15 protein-coding genes and 4 tRNA genes are annotated in these 16,953 nt (G+C 58.3%); 10 read left to right on the top strand and 9 right to left on the bottom strand.

Translation table 11 applies throughout. The features are described from left to right. Positions 1–10 precede the first annotated feature (10 nt). Positions 11–715 (bottom strand): 5'-methylthioadenosine/S-adenosylhomocysteine nucleosidase, encoded by a 705-nt coding sequence (mtnN, locus tag DOM27_RS12330; RefSeq protein ID WP_110656252.1) that lies wholly within the window; start codon positions 713–715, stop codon positions 11–13. A gap of 154 nt (positions 716–869) precedes the next feature. Then, positions 870–1,727 (bottom strand): bifunctional methylenetetrahydrofolate dehydrogenase/methenyltetrahydrofolate cyclohydrolase FolD, encoded by an 858-nt coding sequence (gene folD, locus DOM27_RS12325; RefSeq protein ID WP_110656251.1) that lies wholly within the window; start codon positions 1,725–1,727, stop codon positions 870–872. Between the two features lie 246 nt (positions 1,728–1,973). Between folD and DOM27_RS12320 the strand changes: the two genes are divergently transcribed. The 10 genes from DOM27_RS12320 (at position 1,974) to DOM27_RS12275 (ending at position 11,279) form a co-directional block, all read left to right on the top strand. Further along, positions 1,974–2,050, top strand: a tRNA-Pro gene (locus DOM27_RS12320). A gap of 47 nt (positions 2,051–2,097) precedes the next feature. Then, positions 2,098–2,174: transfer RNA gene (locus tag DOM27_RS12315), tRNA-Arg, on the top strand. Positions 2,175–2,220: 46 nt separating this feature from the next. Next, positions 2,221–2,295 (top strand) — tRNA-His (locus DOM27_RS12310). A gap of 31 nt (positions 2,296–2,326) precedes the next feature. Then, positions 2,327–2,401 (top strand) — tRNA-His (locus DOM27_RS12305). Between the two features lie 318 nt (positions 2,402–2,719). Beyond that, positions 2,720–4,075, top strand: a complete 1,356-nt coding sequence (gene tig / locus DOM27_RS12300; protein ID WP_110656250.1) for a trigger factor — start codon at positions 2,720–2,722, stop codon at positions 4,073–4,075. Positions 4,076–4,160: 85 nt separating this feature from the next. Then, positions 4,161–4,781 (top strand): ATP-dependent Clp endopeptidase proteolytic subunit ClpP, encoded by a 621-nt coding sequence (gene clpP / locus DOM27_RS12295; protein WP_110656249.1) that lies wholly within the window; start codon positions 4,161–4,163, stop codon positions 4,779–4,781. 63 nt (positions 4,782–4,844) lie between these two features. Beyond that, positions 4,845–6,140, top strand: coding sequence for an ATP-dependent Clp protease ATP-binding subunit ClpX (gene clpX / locus DOM27_RS12290; protein WP_110656248.1), 1,296 nt, complete (start codon positions 4,845–4,847; stop codon positions 6,138–6,140). Positions 6,141–6,354: 214 nt separating this feature from the next. Continuing rightward, a complete protein-coding gene (lon, locus tag DOM27_RS12285; RefSeq protein ID WP_110656247.1) occupies positions 6,355–8,757 on the top strand; it encodes an endopeptidase La in 2,403 nt (800 codons plus the stop codon). Between the two features lie 188 nt (positions 8,758–8,945). Next, positions 8,946–9,218: a nucleoid-associated protein HU-beta gene (gene hupB, locus DOM27_RS12280; protein ID WP_075562051.1), complete on the top strand. Its 273-nt coding sequence runs from the start codon at positions 8,946–8,948 to the stop codon at positions 9,216–9,218. Positions 9,219–9,455: 237 nt separating this feature from the next. After that, positions 9,456–11,279, top strand: coding sequence for a SurA N-terminal domain-containing protein (locus tag DOM27_RS12275; RefSeq protein WP_110656246.1), 1,824 nt, complete (start codon positions 9,456–9,458; stop codon positions 11,277–11,279). 434 nt (positions 11,280–11,713) lie between these two features. Here the strand turns inward: DOM27_RS12275 and DOM27_RS12270 are convergent, their stop codons facing one another. The 7 genes from DOM27_RS12270 to DOM27_RS12240 form a co-directional block, all read right to left on the bottom strand. Then, positions 11,714–11,965, bottom strand: coding sequence for a YkgJ family cysteine cluster protein (locus DOM27_RS12270; RefSeq protein ID WP_110656245.1), 252 nt, complete (start codon positions 11,963–11,965; stop codon positions 11,714–11,716). A gap of 102 nt (positions 11,966–12,067) precedes the next feature. Further along, positions 12,068–12,922 (bottom strand): 6-carboxytetrahydropterin synthase, encoded by an 855-nt coding sequence (locus DOM27_RS12265; protein ID WP_110656244.1) that lies wholly within the window; start codon positions 12,920–12,922, stop codon positions 12,068–12,070. Further along, complete coding sequence (gene queE, locus DOM27_RS12260) at positions 12,922–13,575, bottom strand: 7-carboxy-7-deazaguanine synthase (RefSeq protein WP_110656243.1); 654 nt, start codon at positions 13,573–13,575, stop codon at positions 12,922–12,924. Before queE ends, DOM27_RS12265 begins: the two co-directional genes overlap by 1 nt. Positions 13,576–13,745: 170 nt before the next feature. Beyond that, on the bottom strand, positions 13,746–14,435 hold the full coding sequence (gene queC / locus DOM27_RS12255; protein WP_110656242.1) for a 7-cyano-7-deazaguanine synthase QueC: 690 nt from the start codon (positions 14,433–14,435) through the stop codon (positions 13,746–13,748). A 75-nt stretch (positions 14,436–14,510) separates the two neighbouring features. Next, positions 14,511–15,566, bottom strand: a complete 1,056-nt coding sequence (locus DOM27_RS12250; protein WP_110656241.1) for an asparaginase — start codon at positions 15,564–15,566, stop codon at positions 14,511–14,513. Between the two features lie 7 nt (positions 15,567–15,573). Further along, positions 15,574–16,197: a CBS domain-containing protein gene (locus DOM27_RS12245; RefSeq protein ID WP_110656240.1), complete on the bottom strand. Its 624-nt coding sequence runs from the start codon at positions 16,195–16,197 to the stop codon at positions 15,574–15,576. 78 nt (positions 16,198–16,275) lie between these two features. Further along, a complete protein-coding gene (locus DOM27_RS12240) occupies positions 16,276–16,776 on the bottom strand; it encodes a hypothetical protein (protein WP_110656239.1) in 501 nt (166 codons plus the stop codon). Between the last annotated feature and the right edge of the window lie 177 nt (positions 16,777–16,953).

Raw genomic sequence — 16,953 nt, 5'->3', positions numbered from 1 at the left:
TCGGCTGCGGTTACTTTCCGGCCAGCCTGGCGATAATAGCATCGACCATCTCGGCCGAGTGCGTCGCCGCTTTTTCCAGAAACGATTCGAAGGAGAGATCGGAGTGCTTTCCGGCGATATCGGATAGCGCTCGGATGACCACGAACGGACACCCGAATAGATGACAAGTCTGGGCGATGGCGGCCGCCTCCATTTCCACGGCCAGCATCTGCGGGAATTGGGCGCGTGTGGTATCGACCCGCGCTGGGTCGGCCATGAAACTGTCGCCGGTACAGATCAGTCCTTCGTGGACCCGCAGGTTGCCGAGGCTTTCGATACAGGCGCGGGCGGCTTCGATTAAGTCTGGGTCAGCGGCAAAGGCTGACGGCATCCCGGGAACCTGACCCATGTCGTAGCCGAACGCCGTCACATCGACGTCGTGGTGGCGAACTTCGCTTGAGATGACCACGTCGCCGACTTCCATGGCCGCGCCGAAGCCGCCAGCAGAGCCGGTATTGATGATGGCATCGGGACGATAGTGCGTCATCAGTTGGGTGGTACCGACCGCGGCATTGACTTTTCCGATACCCGATTGCAGCAGCACGATCCGAAGGCCGTGGCGATCCCCGCAGTGAAAGGTGCCGCCGGGATGGTGCTCGGTGCGCGCGTGGTCGAGTTGGGATGCGAGCAGGGCGACTTCCTGCTCCATGGCGCCGATGATGCCGAGAGTCTGCATACAATAGTCCGTTGAAAGGGTCTGTTAAAAGAGTCCGTTGAAGGCTTTCACTGAATGGATTCATTGGGCGAATCCGTTGAATCGGTGCAGCGTTGGGCGCCAGCGGCGAACCCGTTCGGACCCTTGACGCCACCTGAACTCCTGCTGCCAAAAGTTATTGTGCGTCGTGGATTTCGGCCGCCTGCAACGTGTTCTGGAGTAGCGTGGCGACGGTCATCGGGCCGACGCCGCCGGGTACGGGAGTGATCCAGCTGGCACGGTCGGCGGCGGTGGCAAAGTCGACGTCTCCGACGAGAGTTCCATCCTGCTGACGATTGATACCCACATCGATCACGATAGCGCCAGGTTTGATCCAGTTGCCGTCGATCAGGCCGGGCTTGCCAGTGGCGACGACCAGAAGATCGGCCTGACGGACCTTTTGCTCCAGCCTTTGGGTAAAGCGGTGGCAGATCGTCGTGGTGCAGCCGGCCAGCAATAGCTCGAGCGCCATGGGACGGCCGACGATATTGGACGCGCCTACGATAGTGGCATCGAGCCCGCGCAGCGGAATCCGGCTATGTTCCAGCAGCGTGATGATGCCCTTGGGTGTGCATGGTCGCAGAAGCGGCAATCGCTGCGCCAGACGGCCCAGATTGTAGGGATGAAAGCCGTCGACGTCTTTGTCAGGCCGAATGCGCTCGAGCAACGGATTGGCGTCTAGATGATCCGGCAAAGGCAGTTGCAGCAGGATGCCATCGACGTCCTGATCATGGTTCAGACGATCGATCAGCGCCTCCAGTTCCGCTTGCGTCGTGGTTGTCTCGAGCCGATGGCTATACGAGAGGATGCCGGCATTCTCGCAGGCTCGGTGCTTGTGGCTGACGTAAACCTCTGAGGCCGGATCATGTCCAATCAGAATGACGGCCAGTCCAGGGCGACGGAGCCCGCGTTGGGTTCGATGCTCCACGTCGGCTTTTACCTGACTGCGGATAGCGCCGGCAATGCCCTTGCCATCGATCAACTGAGCGGTCATCGACTTTCCTTTCTGAGTCTTTGAGGTGCTGGCGGGTGGCCAACGAAGAGGGCGATTTTCTCATGCCCAGCGTTGCAGTCAACGCGCCGCGAACCCTAAGTGCGAAAGCAGACCGGTTTCTGCATTCGAACCAGTGTCTTAATCCCTGTCCCGTGCACGTAAAGGCTTGACCTAACAGAAATGATCCGTAGAATACGCAGCGCATCGAAGGGCTCGTAGAGTCATCGGGCGCAAAAAGCAGCATGACGGGGTATAGCGCAGTCTGGTAGCGCGCCTGCTTTGGGAGCAGGATGTCGGGGGTTCGAATCCCTCTACCCCGACCATCATGTCGACAGCATTGCGCCGGTGGAAATGCAGCCGGTATTGGAATGCGCCTATAGCTCAATCGGATAGAGCAACGGCCTTCTAAGCCGTAGGTTGCAGGTTCGAGTCCTGCTGGGCGCGCCACTTCTTAGGTGAAATCGGTGTTCCCGGTCGATGTCGTATCGGTATGGTGGGTGTAGCTCAGTGGTAGAGCCCCGGATTGTGGCTCCGGTGGTCGTGGGTTCGATCCCCATCATCCACCCCATTGCCGATCGCTGCTTTAGATTCTCGAAATGGTGGGTGTAGCTCAGTGGTAGAGCCCCGGATTGTGGCTCCGGTGGTCGTGGGTTCGATCCCCATCATCCACCCCATTTCTCGCGTGTCGCTCTTTCCTGCGCTCTTGGTCCTCGATCGGCTTTTTCAGCCTCGGTCCTGGCGTTTTCGTTTTATCGCCGTTTTCCTCCTTTGACTAGCGCTATAGAATGCTCGGTTCTGTATCATTGATCGGGTAGTTTTCGCTCCCATGGCGATTTTTGCATCGTCAGGCTTGTATTTCGCCCCCTTTAGCACCATTTATCCCGCTAGTCCGCTTGCCAGTGGGCATGGGGATTCATAAAATCGCTCCCTGTTTAAAAATGACAGTTTTTGAGTGGCAATCACAGAACGCCCCCGTCGGTAGAGGATCATCTATGCAAGTTTCCGTTGAGACGACATCCCAGATCGAACGTCGCATCACTGTTCAGGTTCCGGCAGCCGAGGTTGATGAAGCCGTTGCCACGCGCCTGCAAGACACCGCCAAGCGCGTTCGTCTGAATGGCTTTCGTCAAGGGAAGATCCCGATGGCGGTCGTGCGTCAGCGCTACGGTAAAGACGTGCGCAACGAAGTCGTCAGCGAGCTCATGCGTCAGCACTACGTGCGGGCGATCACTGAGCAGAGCCTGAATCCGGCCGGCTATCCGTCGATCGAGCCGACGGTCGATCAGACCGGCAAGGATCTGGAATTCGTCGCGACACTCGAGATCTACCCCGAGATCGAGCTGAACAGCATCGAGGGTACGGCCATCGAACGTCCGCAGGCGGACATTACAGAAGCCGATATCGATACCATGATCGAGACGCTGCGCGGTCAGCATGCAGCATTTCAACCGGTCGAGCGTGGCGCCGAAAATGGTGACCAGGTCAAGATCGACTTCCAGGGCTATCTCGGCGACGAGCCGTTCGAAGGTGGTTCAGCCGAGGGCCACGAGCTCGAGCTGGGCTCCAACCGGTTCATTCCGGGTTTCGAAGAGCAGCTGGTGGGCGCCAAGGCGGGTGAAGAAAAAAGCATCAGCGTGACTTTCCCCGACGACTATCAAGCCGAGCACCTGGCAGGCCAGGAAGCGACCTTCAAGGTGACCGTACACGAAGTCTCTGCCAAGGCGCTGCCGGAAGTCGATGCCGAGTTCATCAAGGAATTCGGTGTGGAAGACGGCGATGCCGACAAGTTCCGTGCCGAGGTCAAGAAGAACATGGAGCGCGAGGTCAAGCAGGCGGCCCAGAATCGCGTCAAGCAGCAGGCTCTCGACGCGCTCCAGAAGGCCAATGACGTCACCGTGCCGCAGTCGCTGATCCAGCAGGAGACCGACGGGCTCAAGCGGCAGGCAGCGCAGCAGTTCGGCCTTGGCGAAGACTTCGATGTCAGCCAGCTGCCGAACGAGTTGTTTGCTGACCAGGCCCAGACGCGTGTCAAGGTCGGGCTGCTGTTGGCCGAAGTCATCAAGCAGCACGAAATCGATGCCAGTGACGACGAGATTCGTGCTCGCGCCGAAGAGCTCGCGACTCAGTATCAGCAGCCCGAGCAGGTCATCGAGCAGTACATGCAAAATGATGAGCTCAAGGGCCAGATCAAGTCAGCTGTGCTCGAAGACAAGGCCGTTGACAAGCTTCTCGAGCAAGCCCAGGTTAACGACGTCAGCATGAGCTACGAGCAAGTGCTGCAGGCCGCACAGCAATCCGAAGAAGCCGCCGAAGAAGACGAGGCTGAGGAAAGCGATTCCAAGGCATGATCGGTGCTTGGTAAGCGAAGCAACCCGGCGCAGGCCGGGTTGCGAGTCGATGGGCCTGACAATCACCAGATGTAAGGAAATCGCGATGCACAACGAGTTCGACATCCGTAATGCCGGTGGCCTGGTCCCGATGGTGGTGGAGCAGAGCGCGCGCGGTGAGCGGTCTTACGATATCTATTCGCGTCTGCTCAAAGAACGCGTCATCTTTCTGGTCGGCCCAGTCGAAGACTACACGGCGAACCTGATCGTGGCGCAGCTACTGTTCCTGGAGTCCGAAAATCCGGACAAGGACATTCATCTTTATATCAATTCGCCGGGTGGTTCGGTAACGGCGGGCATGTCCATCTATGACACGATGCAGTTCATCAAGCCGGATGTGTCCACCGTTTGTATCGGCCAGGCCGCCAGTATGGGTGCGCTGTTGCTGACCGGTGGCGCCAAGGATAAGCGTTTCTGCTTGCCGAATTCGCGCATGATGATCCATCAGCCGCTCGGGGGTTATCAGGGGCAGGCGACGGATATAGAAATCCATACCCGTGAAATTCTGACCATTCGGCAGAAGCTGAATCGCATTCTGGCAGACCACACTGGCCAGGATATCGATAAGATCGCTCAGGACACCGACCGTGATAATTTCATGGACGGGGGTCAGGCCGTCGAATATGGCTTGATCGACGCCATGCTGGATAAGCGCCCGGTATCCTGATAGCGTTTGAGTCAAGGTTTCACACGACGGCGCGCGGCGCCGTCGTCCTGACGAGGTACACGAATGGCCGACGGTAAAGGCAAAGACGACAACGGCAAGCTGCTGTACTGCTCGTTCTGTGGCAAGAACCAGAATGAGGTTCGCAAGCTCATCGCGGGTCCGTCTGTCTACATCTGTGACGAGTGTGTCGATCTCTGCAACGACATCATTCGCGAGGAGGTTCTGGAAGCCGACGCCGAGAGCGATGAGGACCGTCTTCCCGTACCCCGAGAGATTCGTAACACGCTCGACGACTATGTGATTGGCCAGGATCGCGCCAAGATGGTGCTATCCGTTGCGGTCTATAATCACTACAAGCGTCTACGCGGTAGCAGTAAAAGTGATATCGAGCTGGGCAAGTCGAACATCTTGCTGATTGGTCCAACCGGTAGCGGTAAGACACTGCTGGCGGAGACCTTGGCACGGTTGCTGAATGTACCGTTCACGATCGCCGATGCGACCACGCTCACTGAAGCCGGTTACGTCGGTGAAGACGTCGAGAATATCATCCAGAAACTGTTGCAGAAGTGTGATTACGACGTCGAAAAGGCGCAGCGCGGGATTGTGTACATCGACGAGATCGACAAGATCTCACGCAAGTCGGACAATCCTTCCATCACTCGTGATGTTTCCGGTGAAGGCGTGCAGCAGGCACTGCTCAAGTTGATCGAAGGTACGACAGCCTCCGTTCCACCGCAGGGCGGCCGCAAGCATCCGCAGCAGGAATTCCTGCAAGTGGACACCGGCAATATCCTGTTCATCGTCGGCGGCGCCTTTGCCGGCTTGGACAAGGTGATTCGGGATCGCGCCGAGAAGGGTGGCATTGGGTTTAACGCCTCCGTCAAGAGCAAAGAGAGCAATAAGGGTGTCGGCGATATCCTCGCTGGCGTGGAGCCCGAGGATCTCGTCAAGTTCGGGCTGATTCCCGAGTTCGTCGGCCGCCTACCGGTGATCGCGACGTTGACCGAATTGACCGAGGATGCGCTGGTTCAGATTCTGACCGAGCCCAAGAATTCCTTGGTCAAGCAGTATGCTCACCTGTTCGAGATGGAAGACGTCGCTCTCGACTTCCGTGAAGAAGCCTTGCGGGCCGTCGCTCACAAGGCCATGGAACGCAAGACCGGTGCGCGTGGATTGCGTTCGATCCTGGAGTCAGTGCTTCTCGAGACCATGTACGATGTGCCTTCGCTCGACGGCGTAAGTAAGGTAGTGATCGATAGCTCAGTGATTTCCGGTGACAGCGAACCGTTGCTGATCTACTCCAAGCAGGAAGACGAGCCCAAGCAGGAAGAGAGTCGGGTTGCCAATAAGGACGGGTAATACTGTTCGTAAAGGCATCTGCCTAGCGAGGGGGCCTTATGGCCCCCTTTCTTTTATGAGTTCGATCTTTTATGAGCCCTGCCTCTTATCGGTCCCTTATAAGCTCGGTGGTTTGCAGGGTGCGACTTGCATCTGAGCGCTGGCGCCCCCACGTACTTCTCATATTGCCGCTCTGGTGGCTCATCCATCCTAAGTTAGTCGAGGAATTGCTGTAATGGCGAAGAGCTCTGACCAGACACTCAAGCTTCCGCTCTTGCCGCTGCGTGACGTGGTGGTCTATCCGCAGATGGTCATCCCGTTATTCGTAGGGCGCGAGAAGTCGATCCGCGCGTTGGAAACGGCGATGGAGCACGACAAGCGCGTGCTGCTGGTCGCTCAGCGCGAAGCGGCCCATGACGATCCCGGTGTCGACGATCTTTTCAGCATCGGTACGGTCGCCGACATCATGCAGTTGCTCAAATTGCCCGACGGTACCGTTAAGGTATTGATCGAAGGGAGCTTTCGAGCGGATATCCAGCAAGTGCTGGAAGATGAAGATGGCTTCATCAGCGCGCAAGCTGTAGCCCGCGATAGCGAGCCGTTGAGCGAGCGCGAGCAGGAGTCGTTGGTTCGCGTGCTGCTTAACCAGTTCGAACAGTACGTCAAGTTGTCCAAGAAAGTCCCCAGCGAGGTACTCTCCTCGTTGCAGGAGATCGAGGATCCGAGCCGACTCGTCGATACGATCTGTGCGCACCTGTCGTTGAAGATCGGCGACAAGCAGGAGTTGCTCGAGATGGATCGCGTTCGCGATCGTGTCGAGCATCTGATGACACTGATTGAGTCCGAAATCGATCTGCTGCAAGTCGAGAAGCGCATCCGTTCGCGGGTCAAGGACCAGATGGAGAAGTCTCAGCGCGAGTACTATCTCAACGAGCAGATGAAGGCCATCCAGAAAGAGATGGGCGAACTCGAGAACGTTCCCAACGAGGCAGAAAAATACGAGCAGCGCATTCAGGAAGCTGGAATGCCCCAGGAGGCTGTCGACAAGGCCAATCAGGAGCTCGGTAAGCTCAAGATGATGTCGCCGACTTCTGCCGAAGCGACGGTGGTGCGCTCCTACCTGGACTGGGTGCTCTCCGTGCCTTGGAAAAAGCGGACGCGGGTAAAGCACGACCTTCCGCATGCCGCCAAGGTGCTCGACGAAGATCATCATGGCCTGGAAGAGGTCAAGGAACGGATCCTCGAGTATCTTGCCGTTCAGAAGCGGGTCAAGAAGCTCAAGGGGCCGGTGCTATGCCTTGTCGGCCCTCCCGGTGTCGGCAAGACGTCGCTCGGCCAGTCAATCGCCCGCGCGACGAATCGGCGATACGTTCGTCTGGCCTTGGGTGGCGTGCGTGACGAATCCGAAATTCGCGGCCATCGGCGCACCTACATCGGTTCTCTACCTGGCAAGTTGATTCAGCGCATGAGCAAGGCCGGCGTGCGCAATCCGCTGTTCCTCCTCGATGAAGTCGATAAGATCGGCATGGACCACCGGGGCGATCCTTCCTCGGCGCTGCTCGAAGTGCTGGATCCCGAGCAGAACGACAAGTTCAACGATCATTATCTCGAGCTTGATTACGACCTGTCTGACGTGATGTTCATCTGCACCGCCAACTCGATGAATATCCCGGGACCCTTGCTGGATCGAATGGAAGTCATTCGCCTTCCCGGTTATACCGAGGACGAGAAGCTCGCCATTGCCAAGCGCTATCTGATTCCAAAGCAGATCAAGGCCAATGGTTTGAAGGACGGCGAGCTGGCATTCGGTGACGAGTCTATCCTCGAGCTGATCCGTTACTATTCCCGAGAAGCCGGGGTGCGCGAACTCGAGCGACAGATCGCGAAGGTAAGCCGCAAGGTACTTCGCGAACGTCTCGAAGCGGAGAAGGGCCAGGGTGCGCAGACCGGGGTAACTCTCTCCGCGGATGATATCGAGCGCTACGCGGGCGTTCGACGCTACAGTTATGGTCTAGCGGACCAGGAGCACCAGGTCGGCCGCGTTACCGGACTGGCGTGGACTTCGGTAGGTGGCGAGTTGCTATACATCGAGTCCGTGGTGACCCCTGGCAAGGGACGAGTCAACAAGACTGGCTCGTTGGGCGATGTCATGAAGGAGTCTGTCAGTGCCGCGCATACCGTGGTGCGCGCGCGCGCGCGCCAGTTCGGTATCGACCCTGAGCGCTTCGAGAAAGAAGATCTGCATATTCACGTTCCCGAAGGGGCGACCCCTAAGGATGGGCCGAGTGCCGGCGTGGGAATGGTCACGGCAATGGTTTCGGCCTATACCGGACGTGCGGTGCGTTGTGACGTCGCGATGACGGGTGAAGTCAATCTGCGCGGCGAGGTCATGCCAATCGGCGGGCTCAAGGAGAAATTGCTGGCTGCACGGCGCGGTGGTATAAAGACCGTACTCATACCGGAAGAGAATCGTCGGGACCTCAAAGAGGTGCCTGACAATATCAAGAATGCATTGGACATTCGTTCGGTTAAGTGGATTGATGATGTGTTGTCAACGGCCTTGATGAATCCTATCGACGACGATGACAAGATCGCTGAAGATGTAGCTTCTTCGCAAACCAATGTCAGCACACATTGATTTTGTCGATGCGCAAATTTCATGCGTCAGGCCCGATATGACGCGGTTTTTCTGACGATCTTGATTGACAGTGGAATCTCGGCATTGCTATAAAATGCCCACCTGTTTTGATAGTGATCGGAACGTGATCGCGTTTCCGATTGCGCATCGATGTCCTGCTAATTTCGTATATAGTCAAGGGGTGAAGCGTGAATAAATCCGAGCTGATTGAAGCCATTGCTGCGTCTGCCGATATTCCCAAGGCGGCTGCCACGCGTGCACTCGACGCGATGATTGAGTCCGTGTCCGACAGCCTGAAGAAGGGCGATTCCGTAGCATTGGTAGGGTTCGGGACTTTTGCGGTCAAGGAGCGTGCAGCGCGTACCGGCCGTAACCCGCAGACTGGCAAGCCGATCGACATCAGCGCTGCCAAAGTGCCGAGCTTCAAGGCAGGCAAGGCGCTCAAAGACGCGGTGAACTAAGTTTCGCTCCGTCGCGCGGGTCGACATTCCGGTCGCCGCGGCAGGTTCAAGCCTCCCGGTTGATGGAAGCCCGCAAACATAAGCGCATCGCCTCAGCGATGCGCTTTTTTATTGTCGTACTGCAAGGGCGGGGCCTTTGCAGCATGGATCATCAATGTCGTGTGCGTGGGTGCGCCATCGTGGCAAGACGGTGTACGATACGCGCGCAATATTGGGTAATCGACATGCGAGGACAGCATGCTGCAACGAATTCGTGAGGGCTCCCAGGGGTGGGTGGCAAAAGTCATCGTCGGGGCCATCATCGTGACTTTCGCGCTTTTTGGCGCGGAATCTCTGGTCAGCTACTTCTCTTCCGGAAGTAACGATGTGGCGACCGTCAATGGCGAGTCCATCAGTCGTCAGGCGGTGGAAACGCAGGTCCAGCGAGGCATTCGTTCAGGACAGGTTCCACCCGAGCAGGAGCGACAGTTTCGCGGTCAGGTACTCGATCAGCTGATTCGCCAGCGTACGCTGGATCAATATGCCAGCGAAGGCGGCCTTCATATCTCGGAAGGCCAACTTGATCGATTGATCGTGTCGCTGCCCGAGTTTCAGGATCAGGACGGTCGTTTCTCCGACGAGTTGTTCACCAACCGTCTGGCTCAGGCCGGCTATACACCTTCCTCATTTCGCCGTGAGCTGCGCGCCGACACCTTGAGGCGCCAGGTTCAGCAGGGGTTAGCCGCATCGACATTCATGCTGCCGGCAGAGAAACAGCGTCTGGCCGCGTTGCAACAGCAACAGCGGACCTTCCGTTATGCCCAGCTGACGCCAGCGGATCTCTCGCAACCCGTGGCGCCTAGCGATGCCGACCTGCAGCAATACTATGATCAACATCAGCAGGATTATCGTCGGCCCGAGCAGGTCAAGGTCAACTATCTCGTGCTGAACCAGGAAGACGTCGCCAAGGATGTCGATGTTACCGGTGACCAGTTGCAGCAGGCCTACGACAAGGCTCGCGCGGAAGCGCCGCGCGACGTGTCTCATATTCTGGTGACTTTCGGTGATGATCGTACTGAACAGGAGGCTCGCGACCGCTTGGCCGAGGTGACGGCGAAGCTCGATAAGGGCGAAGATTTTGCCGCTCTGGCGCGTGAATACTCTGACGATCAATCATCGGCCGACAAGGGTGGTGACCTTGGCGCCATTCAGAAAGGATTTTTCGGGGACGAGTTCGACGATGCGGCGTTTTCGCTCGATCCGGGTCAGGTGTCTAAAGTCGTGCAGACCCAGTACGGGCTTCATCTGATCAAGGTCACTGGCGTCGATATTCCATCGTTCGAGGAAGACCGCGAGGCGCTGACACAGCAGGTCAAGCTCGAGCAGTCTCAGTCATTGTTCAACGAGCGAGTCCAGAAGCTCACTGACGATGCTTACGAGGCGGATGATCTTTCGACCGTCGCCAGTGACCTGGGCTTGAAGGTTCAGACCAGCGATTGGTTTTCCCAGGATGCCGGTGGTGAAGGCGTGCTCGCCAACCCGGACGCCGCCGCCGCTGCATTCTCTTCCGACGTCAAGGAAGACGGCTATAATAGTGACGTGATCGAGACGGATACCCAGCAGCGTGTCGTGCTGCACGTCCTGGATCATCGCGATGCCAGCACGTTACCGCTCGACGCGGTGAGGGATCAGGTCATGGCTGCGGTCAAATCCCAGCAGACTCAGCAGGCGCTCAAGGCGCTCGCGACCGAGGCGGTAGAGTCGTTGCGCGATGGCAAGAGCGTATCGGACCTGGACTGGCAGCAGGCCGACGCTGTGACCCGGGATGCCGATAGCGTGCCGGAAGCCATTCGTCAGGAGGCGTTCCGTCTTCCGCATCCGCAGGCCGATAACATGGTCTGGGGCCAAGTCGATAGTCAGAACGGCGTGGCTATCGTCGGTGTCGAATTGGTCCAGGCTGGGGATGCCAGCGCCGACGATGCGGACTTTGCGACTCGACTGGCTCAGCGTCTTCAAGCGCAGATCGTCATCCAGGGGCTAAGTCAAACGCTACAGGACGAAGCCGATATCGAGCGGAACTGAAGTCTTGGTAGATTGATGTACCCATAAGGCCGCACGCGCCCCAATAAGGCGAGTGCGGCCTTGCTTCATCCCTGGCGACCTTTCTGGCTAAACGGTATCCCAACCGTAAGTCGGGAGGATTCTTCAACGGCTGTTATCCGCTATTTTGCATCCACGGCAATTCCACAGGGACTGCCGCAGCAGTTGGCGTTACGCGGAAGGAAGGCTTCATCGTCGCCGAGCAATGGAATCACTGTCAGACGTTTTTCGAGCATGCGCGCGCCGCGTATCGAGAGCGCGAGACGGTTCATTACTGGGAAACCGTCATCGAGATCCTGGGCCGCATGTCCGAAGCTTTCTTGAAGTTTTTCTCGGGAGAGTGTGAGCCCTGGTGCTGGTTCGCCTTTCCTCGCGCGGAGGTGAATCGATGAGACAGCGGTAGCCCTGACGTGCGTCTAGCGGGTGGCGCGCTCCCATTGCGTCAACACGGTCAGCGCCTGCTCACGGTTATCGAGGCATAGTTCGGGATCATAATCGAAGCGCTGGCAGACATCGGGTCGTCGTGGATCGCCGAACAGACGGCACAGGTTGCTGCCGTCTAGTTGAACGCAGCGAACCCCGGCAGGTTTTCCTTCTGCCATGCCGGGTATCGGCGAAGTGATCGAGGGCGCAATACAACAGGCGCCACAGCCAGCGCGGCAGCTCATTTAGGTCTCCTTTTCAGGGTGAGGCTGGCGCGGTCTAGCCTCACCCATTTCAGTTTCATCGTTGGCAGCTTCGCTAATGGCGACTGACTTATTCTGGCCAGTCTAGCCAACAACGGGCGTTCCTCGGCTTTCTGCTAGCGCGCCCTTGTCGATCCCTTCGAATGCCTGCACGCGGATATGTGCGCCAGTGGACAGCGCGATCTGCTGGGCGAGCCAGGTCGCAATGTTCTCGACGGTGGTTGGCGCGGAGAGGGTGTGGCAGCGCTCCTTCGGCAGATGAAGCTGGAATTGCCCCTGCGCGGAGCGATATCGTACTCGCATGATATCGTCCTTGCGCCGAGGATTGACGATGTCGGCCTCGTCGACGAGATAGCCATTGTCCAGACGCTGAGCCCAGACCATTTCGAGCTCGGAGTCGCGCTGGCCGTCCCGCCAGATTCTGAGGTGGGAGCGATGCCCATGGGCGATTCGCTGGCAGTTGCCCTTGTGATGCTTGAGGCCATGGCTGTAACTATAGATGGCGCCATCGACGAGCTCCTCGCGAAGACGAACGCGGATTGCTTCGACACGCGGTGGCGGGCGTTTGCTGAGTTCGCTGCTGAGATGCGCTCCCAGACGTTCCGCGGTTACTTCGCCCCAGGGAAATAGCGTGAAGCCCTGGCGGGGCGCACGTAACTCGAAGGGAAATGGAAGTTCGGCAGCCATGTGCAGTCCTTCGCTGCATTCCTCGATCTTGACACCCGCGGCCTGGGTCGGCACGAGCAGGGTATGATCCAGTCCACCATCCAGACGTGACTTGATCCATGGCTTGACCTCGCCAAAGTCGAACAGCATGCCATCCTCGCCCAGCTCGCCGTCGAGTTCGACGTCGACGTGCCAGCTGGCACCGCTCAGGCCCCGCTGAGGAGACCAGATCGATGCATCGATATTGGTTAGATTATTGACGAACAGGGTCATCAATCGATCCCCGCGATCTTGTGAGTCTGCAGTGATAGTCGCCACTGTGGATGGTGCATACAGTAATCGACGGTGGCTTCCATCGGGCTTCCATCGGTAACGATGGCGCCGGGGGCGAGGTCCATCGGCTGCAGAAAGAAGTGAGTGAAATTCAGCTCGACAAAGGTCTGGGGATCAACGCCCGCTTGCGGGTGGACCAGTTTCAACTCGTCCCCTTGCGTCTGACGCAGGGCATTGTCGCGCTTGGGGCTGACGCAGATCCAGTCGATGCCTGCCGGAGCCGGGAGTGTGCCATTGGTCTCGACGGCGATTTCGAAGCCTCTGGCGTGCATTGCTTCGATCAATGTCTTATCCAGCTGCAACAGCGGCTCACCGCCGGTGAAGACTACATAGCGTCGATGCCTGCCCGATGCGGTCATCGGCCACAGCCGTTCGAGATGCGACGCTAGAGTCGCGGCATCGGCGAATTGGCCGCCGTTCTGGCCGTCGGTTCCGACGAAGTCGGTATCGCAGAAGGTGCACTGGCTACCGGCGCGATCTCGTTCCCGGCCAGACCATAAGTTGCAGCCTGTGAATCGGCAGAAGACGCTGGCCCGACCGGCCTGAGCGCCTTCCCCTTGCAAGGTGTAGAAGGCTTCTTTGACGCTGTACATGCATGATTCCGTGCTGGATCGATCCAGGGTTCGGTTTTCCCGGCTCTGATTCGCCGGGCTGTGACTTGCCCGTCGTTGACTTGGCAGATTGATTTACTGGAACAGAGCCTGGTTTATCGTCGTGTGAGCATTCCGCTTCGGGTCACCAACGCATGCCGAAAAGCTTGCTGTCAGCGCGAGACGTAGGGAATCGGGTCAATCATTCCCAACTGGGCGAAAGCATTGAGGCGTTCCCGGCAGCTGCCGCATTCACCGCATGCCATTTCTTGCCCCAGATAGCAGGTCCAGGTGTCGGCGTAGTCGAGACCCATCTCGACGCCGTCGGCAAGAATCTGGGCTTTATCGCTATGCAAGTAGGGCGCTTCGATCTTGACCGCCTCGAAATTGGCGATCGCGGCGACATCGTTCATGCGATCGACGAATGCCGGCCGACAGTCGGGGTAAAGAACGTGATCGCCACCGTGAGCGCCGTAAAAGCAGATCGGCGCGTCGATATTGACCGCATAGCCGATCGCCAGCGAGAGGAGAATCATGTTGCGATTGGGTACGACGGTATCGGCCAGGTTGTCTTCGGCGTAGTCCGCTTTCGGCATGGCCCGTTCGCTATCGGTCAACGCCGAGTTGCCGATCAACTGATGAATGGCTCGAATATCGACGACTCGATGCGAGAGGCCGAGGTTGGTGCAGACACGTCGCGCGACGTCGAGTTCGCGAGCGTGGCGCTGCCCATAGTGAAACGACAATGCGTGAACGTCGTAACCACCGCGGATGGCGCGATGTAGTACCGTGTAGGAATCCATCCCGCCGGAATAGATCACGACGACCGGTGTGGAAGCGCTGGATGAAGTCGAGGTTGTCATGCGGGTAACCTGTGGCGTGCAAACGGTCTGGAGCCTGCAAAGGGTCCAAGGTGGTCACTGATTCGTGTAGTTCGCTTACGGAGTGAAGAACCCTCGCTCGCCGACGAGAGAGGTTAGTAGTCTATGTCTCAGATCCTCTCGAGACAGATCTCGGCCAAGCAGGTGGGTGAGTTTGCTGTGAGCGGCCTCGGGGGTCATGTCATCGCCGGATAGAATGTCGATCTCCTTGAGCGTCTGACCGGTTGCGTAGGCACCGGGGTTGATGCCCCCGACAGGGCATTGGCTGACGGCAACCATGACCTTGCCCTCGGCACTCGCGCGAGCCAGGACGCCGAGCAAGGCGTCATCTTCTGGCAGATTGCCGCTTCCCCAGCACTCGATGACGACACCGCGAAGAGAATCATCTTCCAGCCATCGAGCCACGTCCTGAGCTCGAATGCCGGGCCACAAAGCCAGTCGAATGACGACAGGGGGGCGGCCGGAGTCCAGCTCGAAACGTGGCGCGCCGCGCGCTGGCCAACAGCGTGGGGTGTAGATGATCGGACAGTGGTCCACCATTTCACCCAGCAGTGGCCAGTTCGGGCTTTCGAACCCCAACGCGTCCTGAGTGTACCATTTTCTCGCTCGGCATCCCCGCAGCAGGTGGCCTCCGAAGCTCACGCACACTTCTCTCACGGCGGTCTGTGCCGCAAAAGCCAGCGAGGCTTCCAGGTTGGTGATGGCGTCGCTGTCGTCTGACTCCAGCGGCTTCTGGGAGCCCGTCACGATGACCGGCTTGGTCAAGCCTTGCAGCTGAAAGGCCAGGCTGGAAGCGCACCACGCCAGAGTGTCGGTACCGTGGATCACCACGAAACCGGCGTGGTCCTGATAGCGCTCGGCAATCAGCGCCGCCAGCGTTGCCCAGTCTTCAGGCGTGGCACTGCTGGAATCGATCGGAGCGGGCGATTCCCAGACGACGTAGTCGGGAAGCTCGCTTCGCCGACCGGGCGGTAGCGCCGATAGCGCCGCCGCCATTCGGGTGCCGAAATCGCCAGCGGCCACCAGACCCCGGTCGCTATTGCGCATCCCGATTGTGCCACCGGTGTAGATCACCAGAATGGAAGATGGTGAGTCTCTTGTCGCGACACTCATGACAGCATCAGAGGTCGTGGCCGAGGATGACATGACAGATCGACGAGAATGTCCGGGCCTCTGGCAGATGGTTCAGATTGACGCCCAGCGCGCGGCTGATATTGGACGCCGAAATGATGCCGCGAATCTGTGAGGCGCCACTACCGTCGGGTTCGGTGATCAGAACGTGCTGGTCACCCGACGTCTTGAGCGTCTCGACCAGATCGCCCACGCTGGCATGCGAAATTTTGGCGTAGGACAGTGAATGCAACTCGCTACGTGGCGTCTGGATCATCTCGGCGGTGACCTCGTCGCGGCCGATCTGGTGTTTCTGCATGGCCAATGTGATGCGGCGGCCTCCAATCAGCTCGTGGGCATTGATCACGCCAGTAAAGGTGGTGCTGGCGTTGATCAGCATCAGTAGACCGACGCCAGCCTGCTTCATGGTCTCCCGCGCTTGCTCAATCGTGCTGCCGGTGGGCAGAGTGTAGGGATGGCTGACACTGAAGTCGGTAACCAGCATGGTGGCAGAGCTTTCCAGGGTCACGGACTGTGTCTTGGCCACCGGTTGCACAATGCCGCTGACGCCGTCCAGATTTTCCAGCGGCAGCGCCGAAAAATGGACTTTGGAAGGGTGAGGTGTATTGGCCATCGAAAAATCTCCCAGGGTCGAATCAAAAGCGTTTGCCGATCGGAATCCGCAAGCCGGAGCCGGTTTCCGAGCGGGCCGTTACAGGTACTGGTGCAGATCGCCGCGGACGCTGTCCAGGAAGGTAATGAAGCGCGTGTCTCGTTCATCGTCGTGGCGATCGGTGCGACAGCCCAGTGTCATACTTTTCTGGACCAGCAATTCGTCGTAAATATCCAGTGTGATTTTCTTCGGGATTTCCGGGGAGGGTGTGATTTCACCCTCTTCCAGTGTGAAGGATTCGAACAGCGTGGCTCGAATGCGGGTGGTGCCGCCTTCCGCGAGGACGCGACGCACGAACAACCAGCCCTCGCAGGCTAGATTGTCGCCATTCTCGCGCTGGCGCTGAAACAGGGCGCGGTAGCTGGCGCCTTCCTTGGCACCACGGTCGGCCATGCTGCGGTAGGCTTCGGTGACACGTGATGCCATCGCCCCGGTTTCCGCTAGTTTGCGTAGAGCGGCCTGATGTTCGCGGCTCAACTGTTCCTGGCGCTGAAAACGCTGCCACAAGCGATAATTGGCCTGCAGGGAGGTTGCGTCCATGTCTTCTCCAGAGAGTAGCGAAATTGTGGGTGGCCTATGATCGCTTATCCGGTGGCTCCCTGACCACCCAAGGTTGGTGTTTCCCGGGATTGGGGAGGGCGAAAAAGAAGATCAGCCATTGCTAAAGTTTCTCCGGTAACAGCCGATCAGGAAACTGAGGCATTAAAGTGCGCCTAA

Source organism: Salinicola halimionae (genome assembly GCF_003206065.1).
Classification (GTDB): domain Bacteria; phylum Pseudomonadota; class Gammaproteobacteria; order Pseudomonadales; family Halomonadaceae; genus Salinicola; species Salinicola halimionae.
This window is presented reverse-complemented; position numbering and strand designations above follow the sequence as displayed.

Coding starts and splice junctions, on each gene's coding strand:
- mtnN (WP_110656252.1), bottom strand. CDS start 715: ATGCAGACTCTCGGCATCATCGGCGCCATGGAGCAGGAAGTCGCCCTG.
- folD (WP_110656251.1), bottom strand. CDS start 1,727: ATGACCGCTCAGTTGATCGATGGCAAGGGCATTGCCGGCGCTATCCGC.
- tig (WP_110656250.1), top strand. CDS start 2,720: ATGCAAGTTTCCGTTGAGACGACATCCCAGATCGAACGTCGCATCACT.
- clpP (WP_110656249.1), top strand. CDS start 4,161: ATGCACAACGAGTTCGACATCCGTAATGCCGGTGGCCTGGTCCCGATG.
- clpX (WP_110656248.1), top strand. CDS start 4,845: ATGGCCGACGGTAAAGGCAAAGACGACAACGGCAAGCTGCTGTACTGC.
- lon (WP_110656247.1), top strand. CDS start 6,355: ATGGCGAAGAGCTCTGACCAGACACTCAAGCTTCCGCTCTTGCCGCTG.
- DOM27_RS12275 (WP_110656246.1), top strand. CDS start 9,456: ATGCTGCAACGAATTCGTGAGGGCTCCCAGGGGTGGGTGGCAAAAGTC.
- DOM27_RS12270 (WP_110656245.1), bottom strand. CDS start 11,965: ATGAGCTGCCGCGCTGGCTGTGGCGCCTGTTGTATTGCGCCCTCGATC.
- DOM27_RS12265 (WP_110656244.1), bottom strand. CDS start 12,922: ATGACCCTGTTCGTCAATAATCTAACCAATATCGATGCATCGATCTGG.
- queE (WP_110656243.1), bottom strand. CDS start 13,575: ATGTACAGCGTCAAAGAAGCCTTCTACACCTTGCAAGGGGAAGGCGCT.
- queC (WP_110656242.1), bottom strand. CDS start 14,435: ATGACAACCTCGACTTCATCCAGCGCTTCCACACCGGTCGTCGTGATC.
- DOM27_RS12250 (WP_110656241.1), bottom strand. CDS start 15,566: ATGAGTGTCGCGACAAGAGACTCACCATCTTCCATTCTGGTGATCTAC.
- DOM27_RS12245 (WP_110656240.1), bottom strand. CDS start 16,197: ATGGCCAATACACCTCACCCTTCCAAAGTCCATTTTTCGGCGCTGCCG.
- DOM27_RS12240 (WP_110656239.1), bottom strand. CDS start 16,776: ATGGACGCAACCTCCCTGCAGGCCAATTATCGCTTGTGGCAGCGTTTT.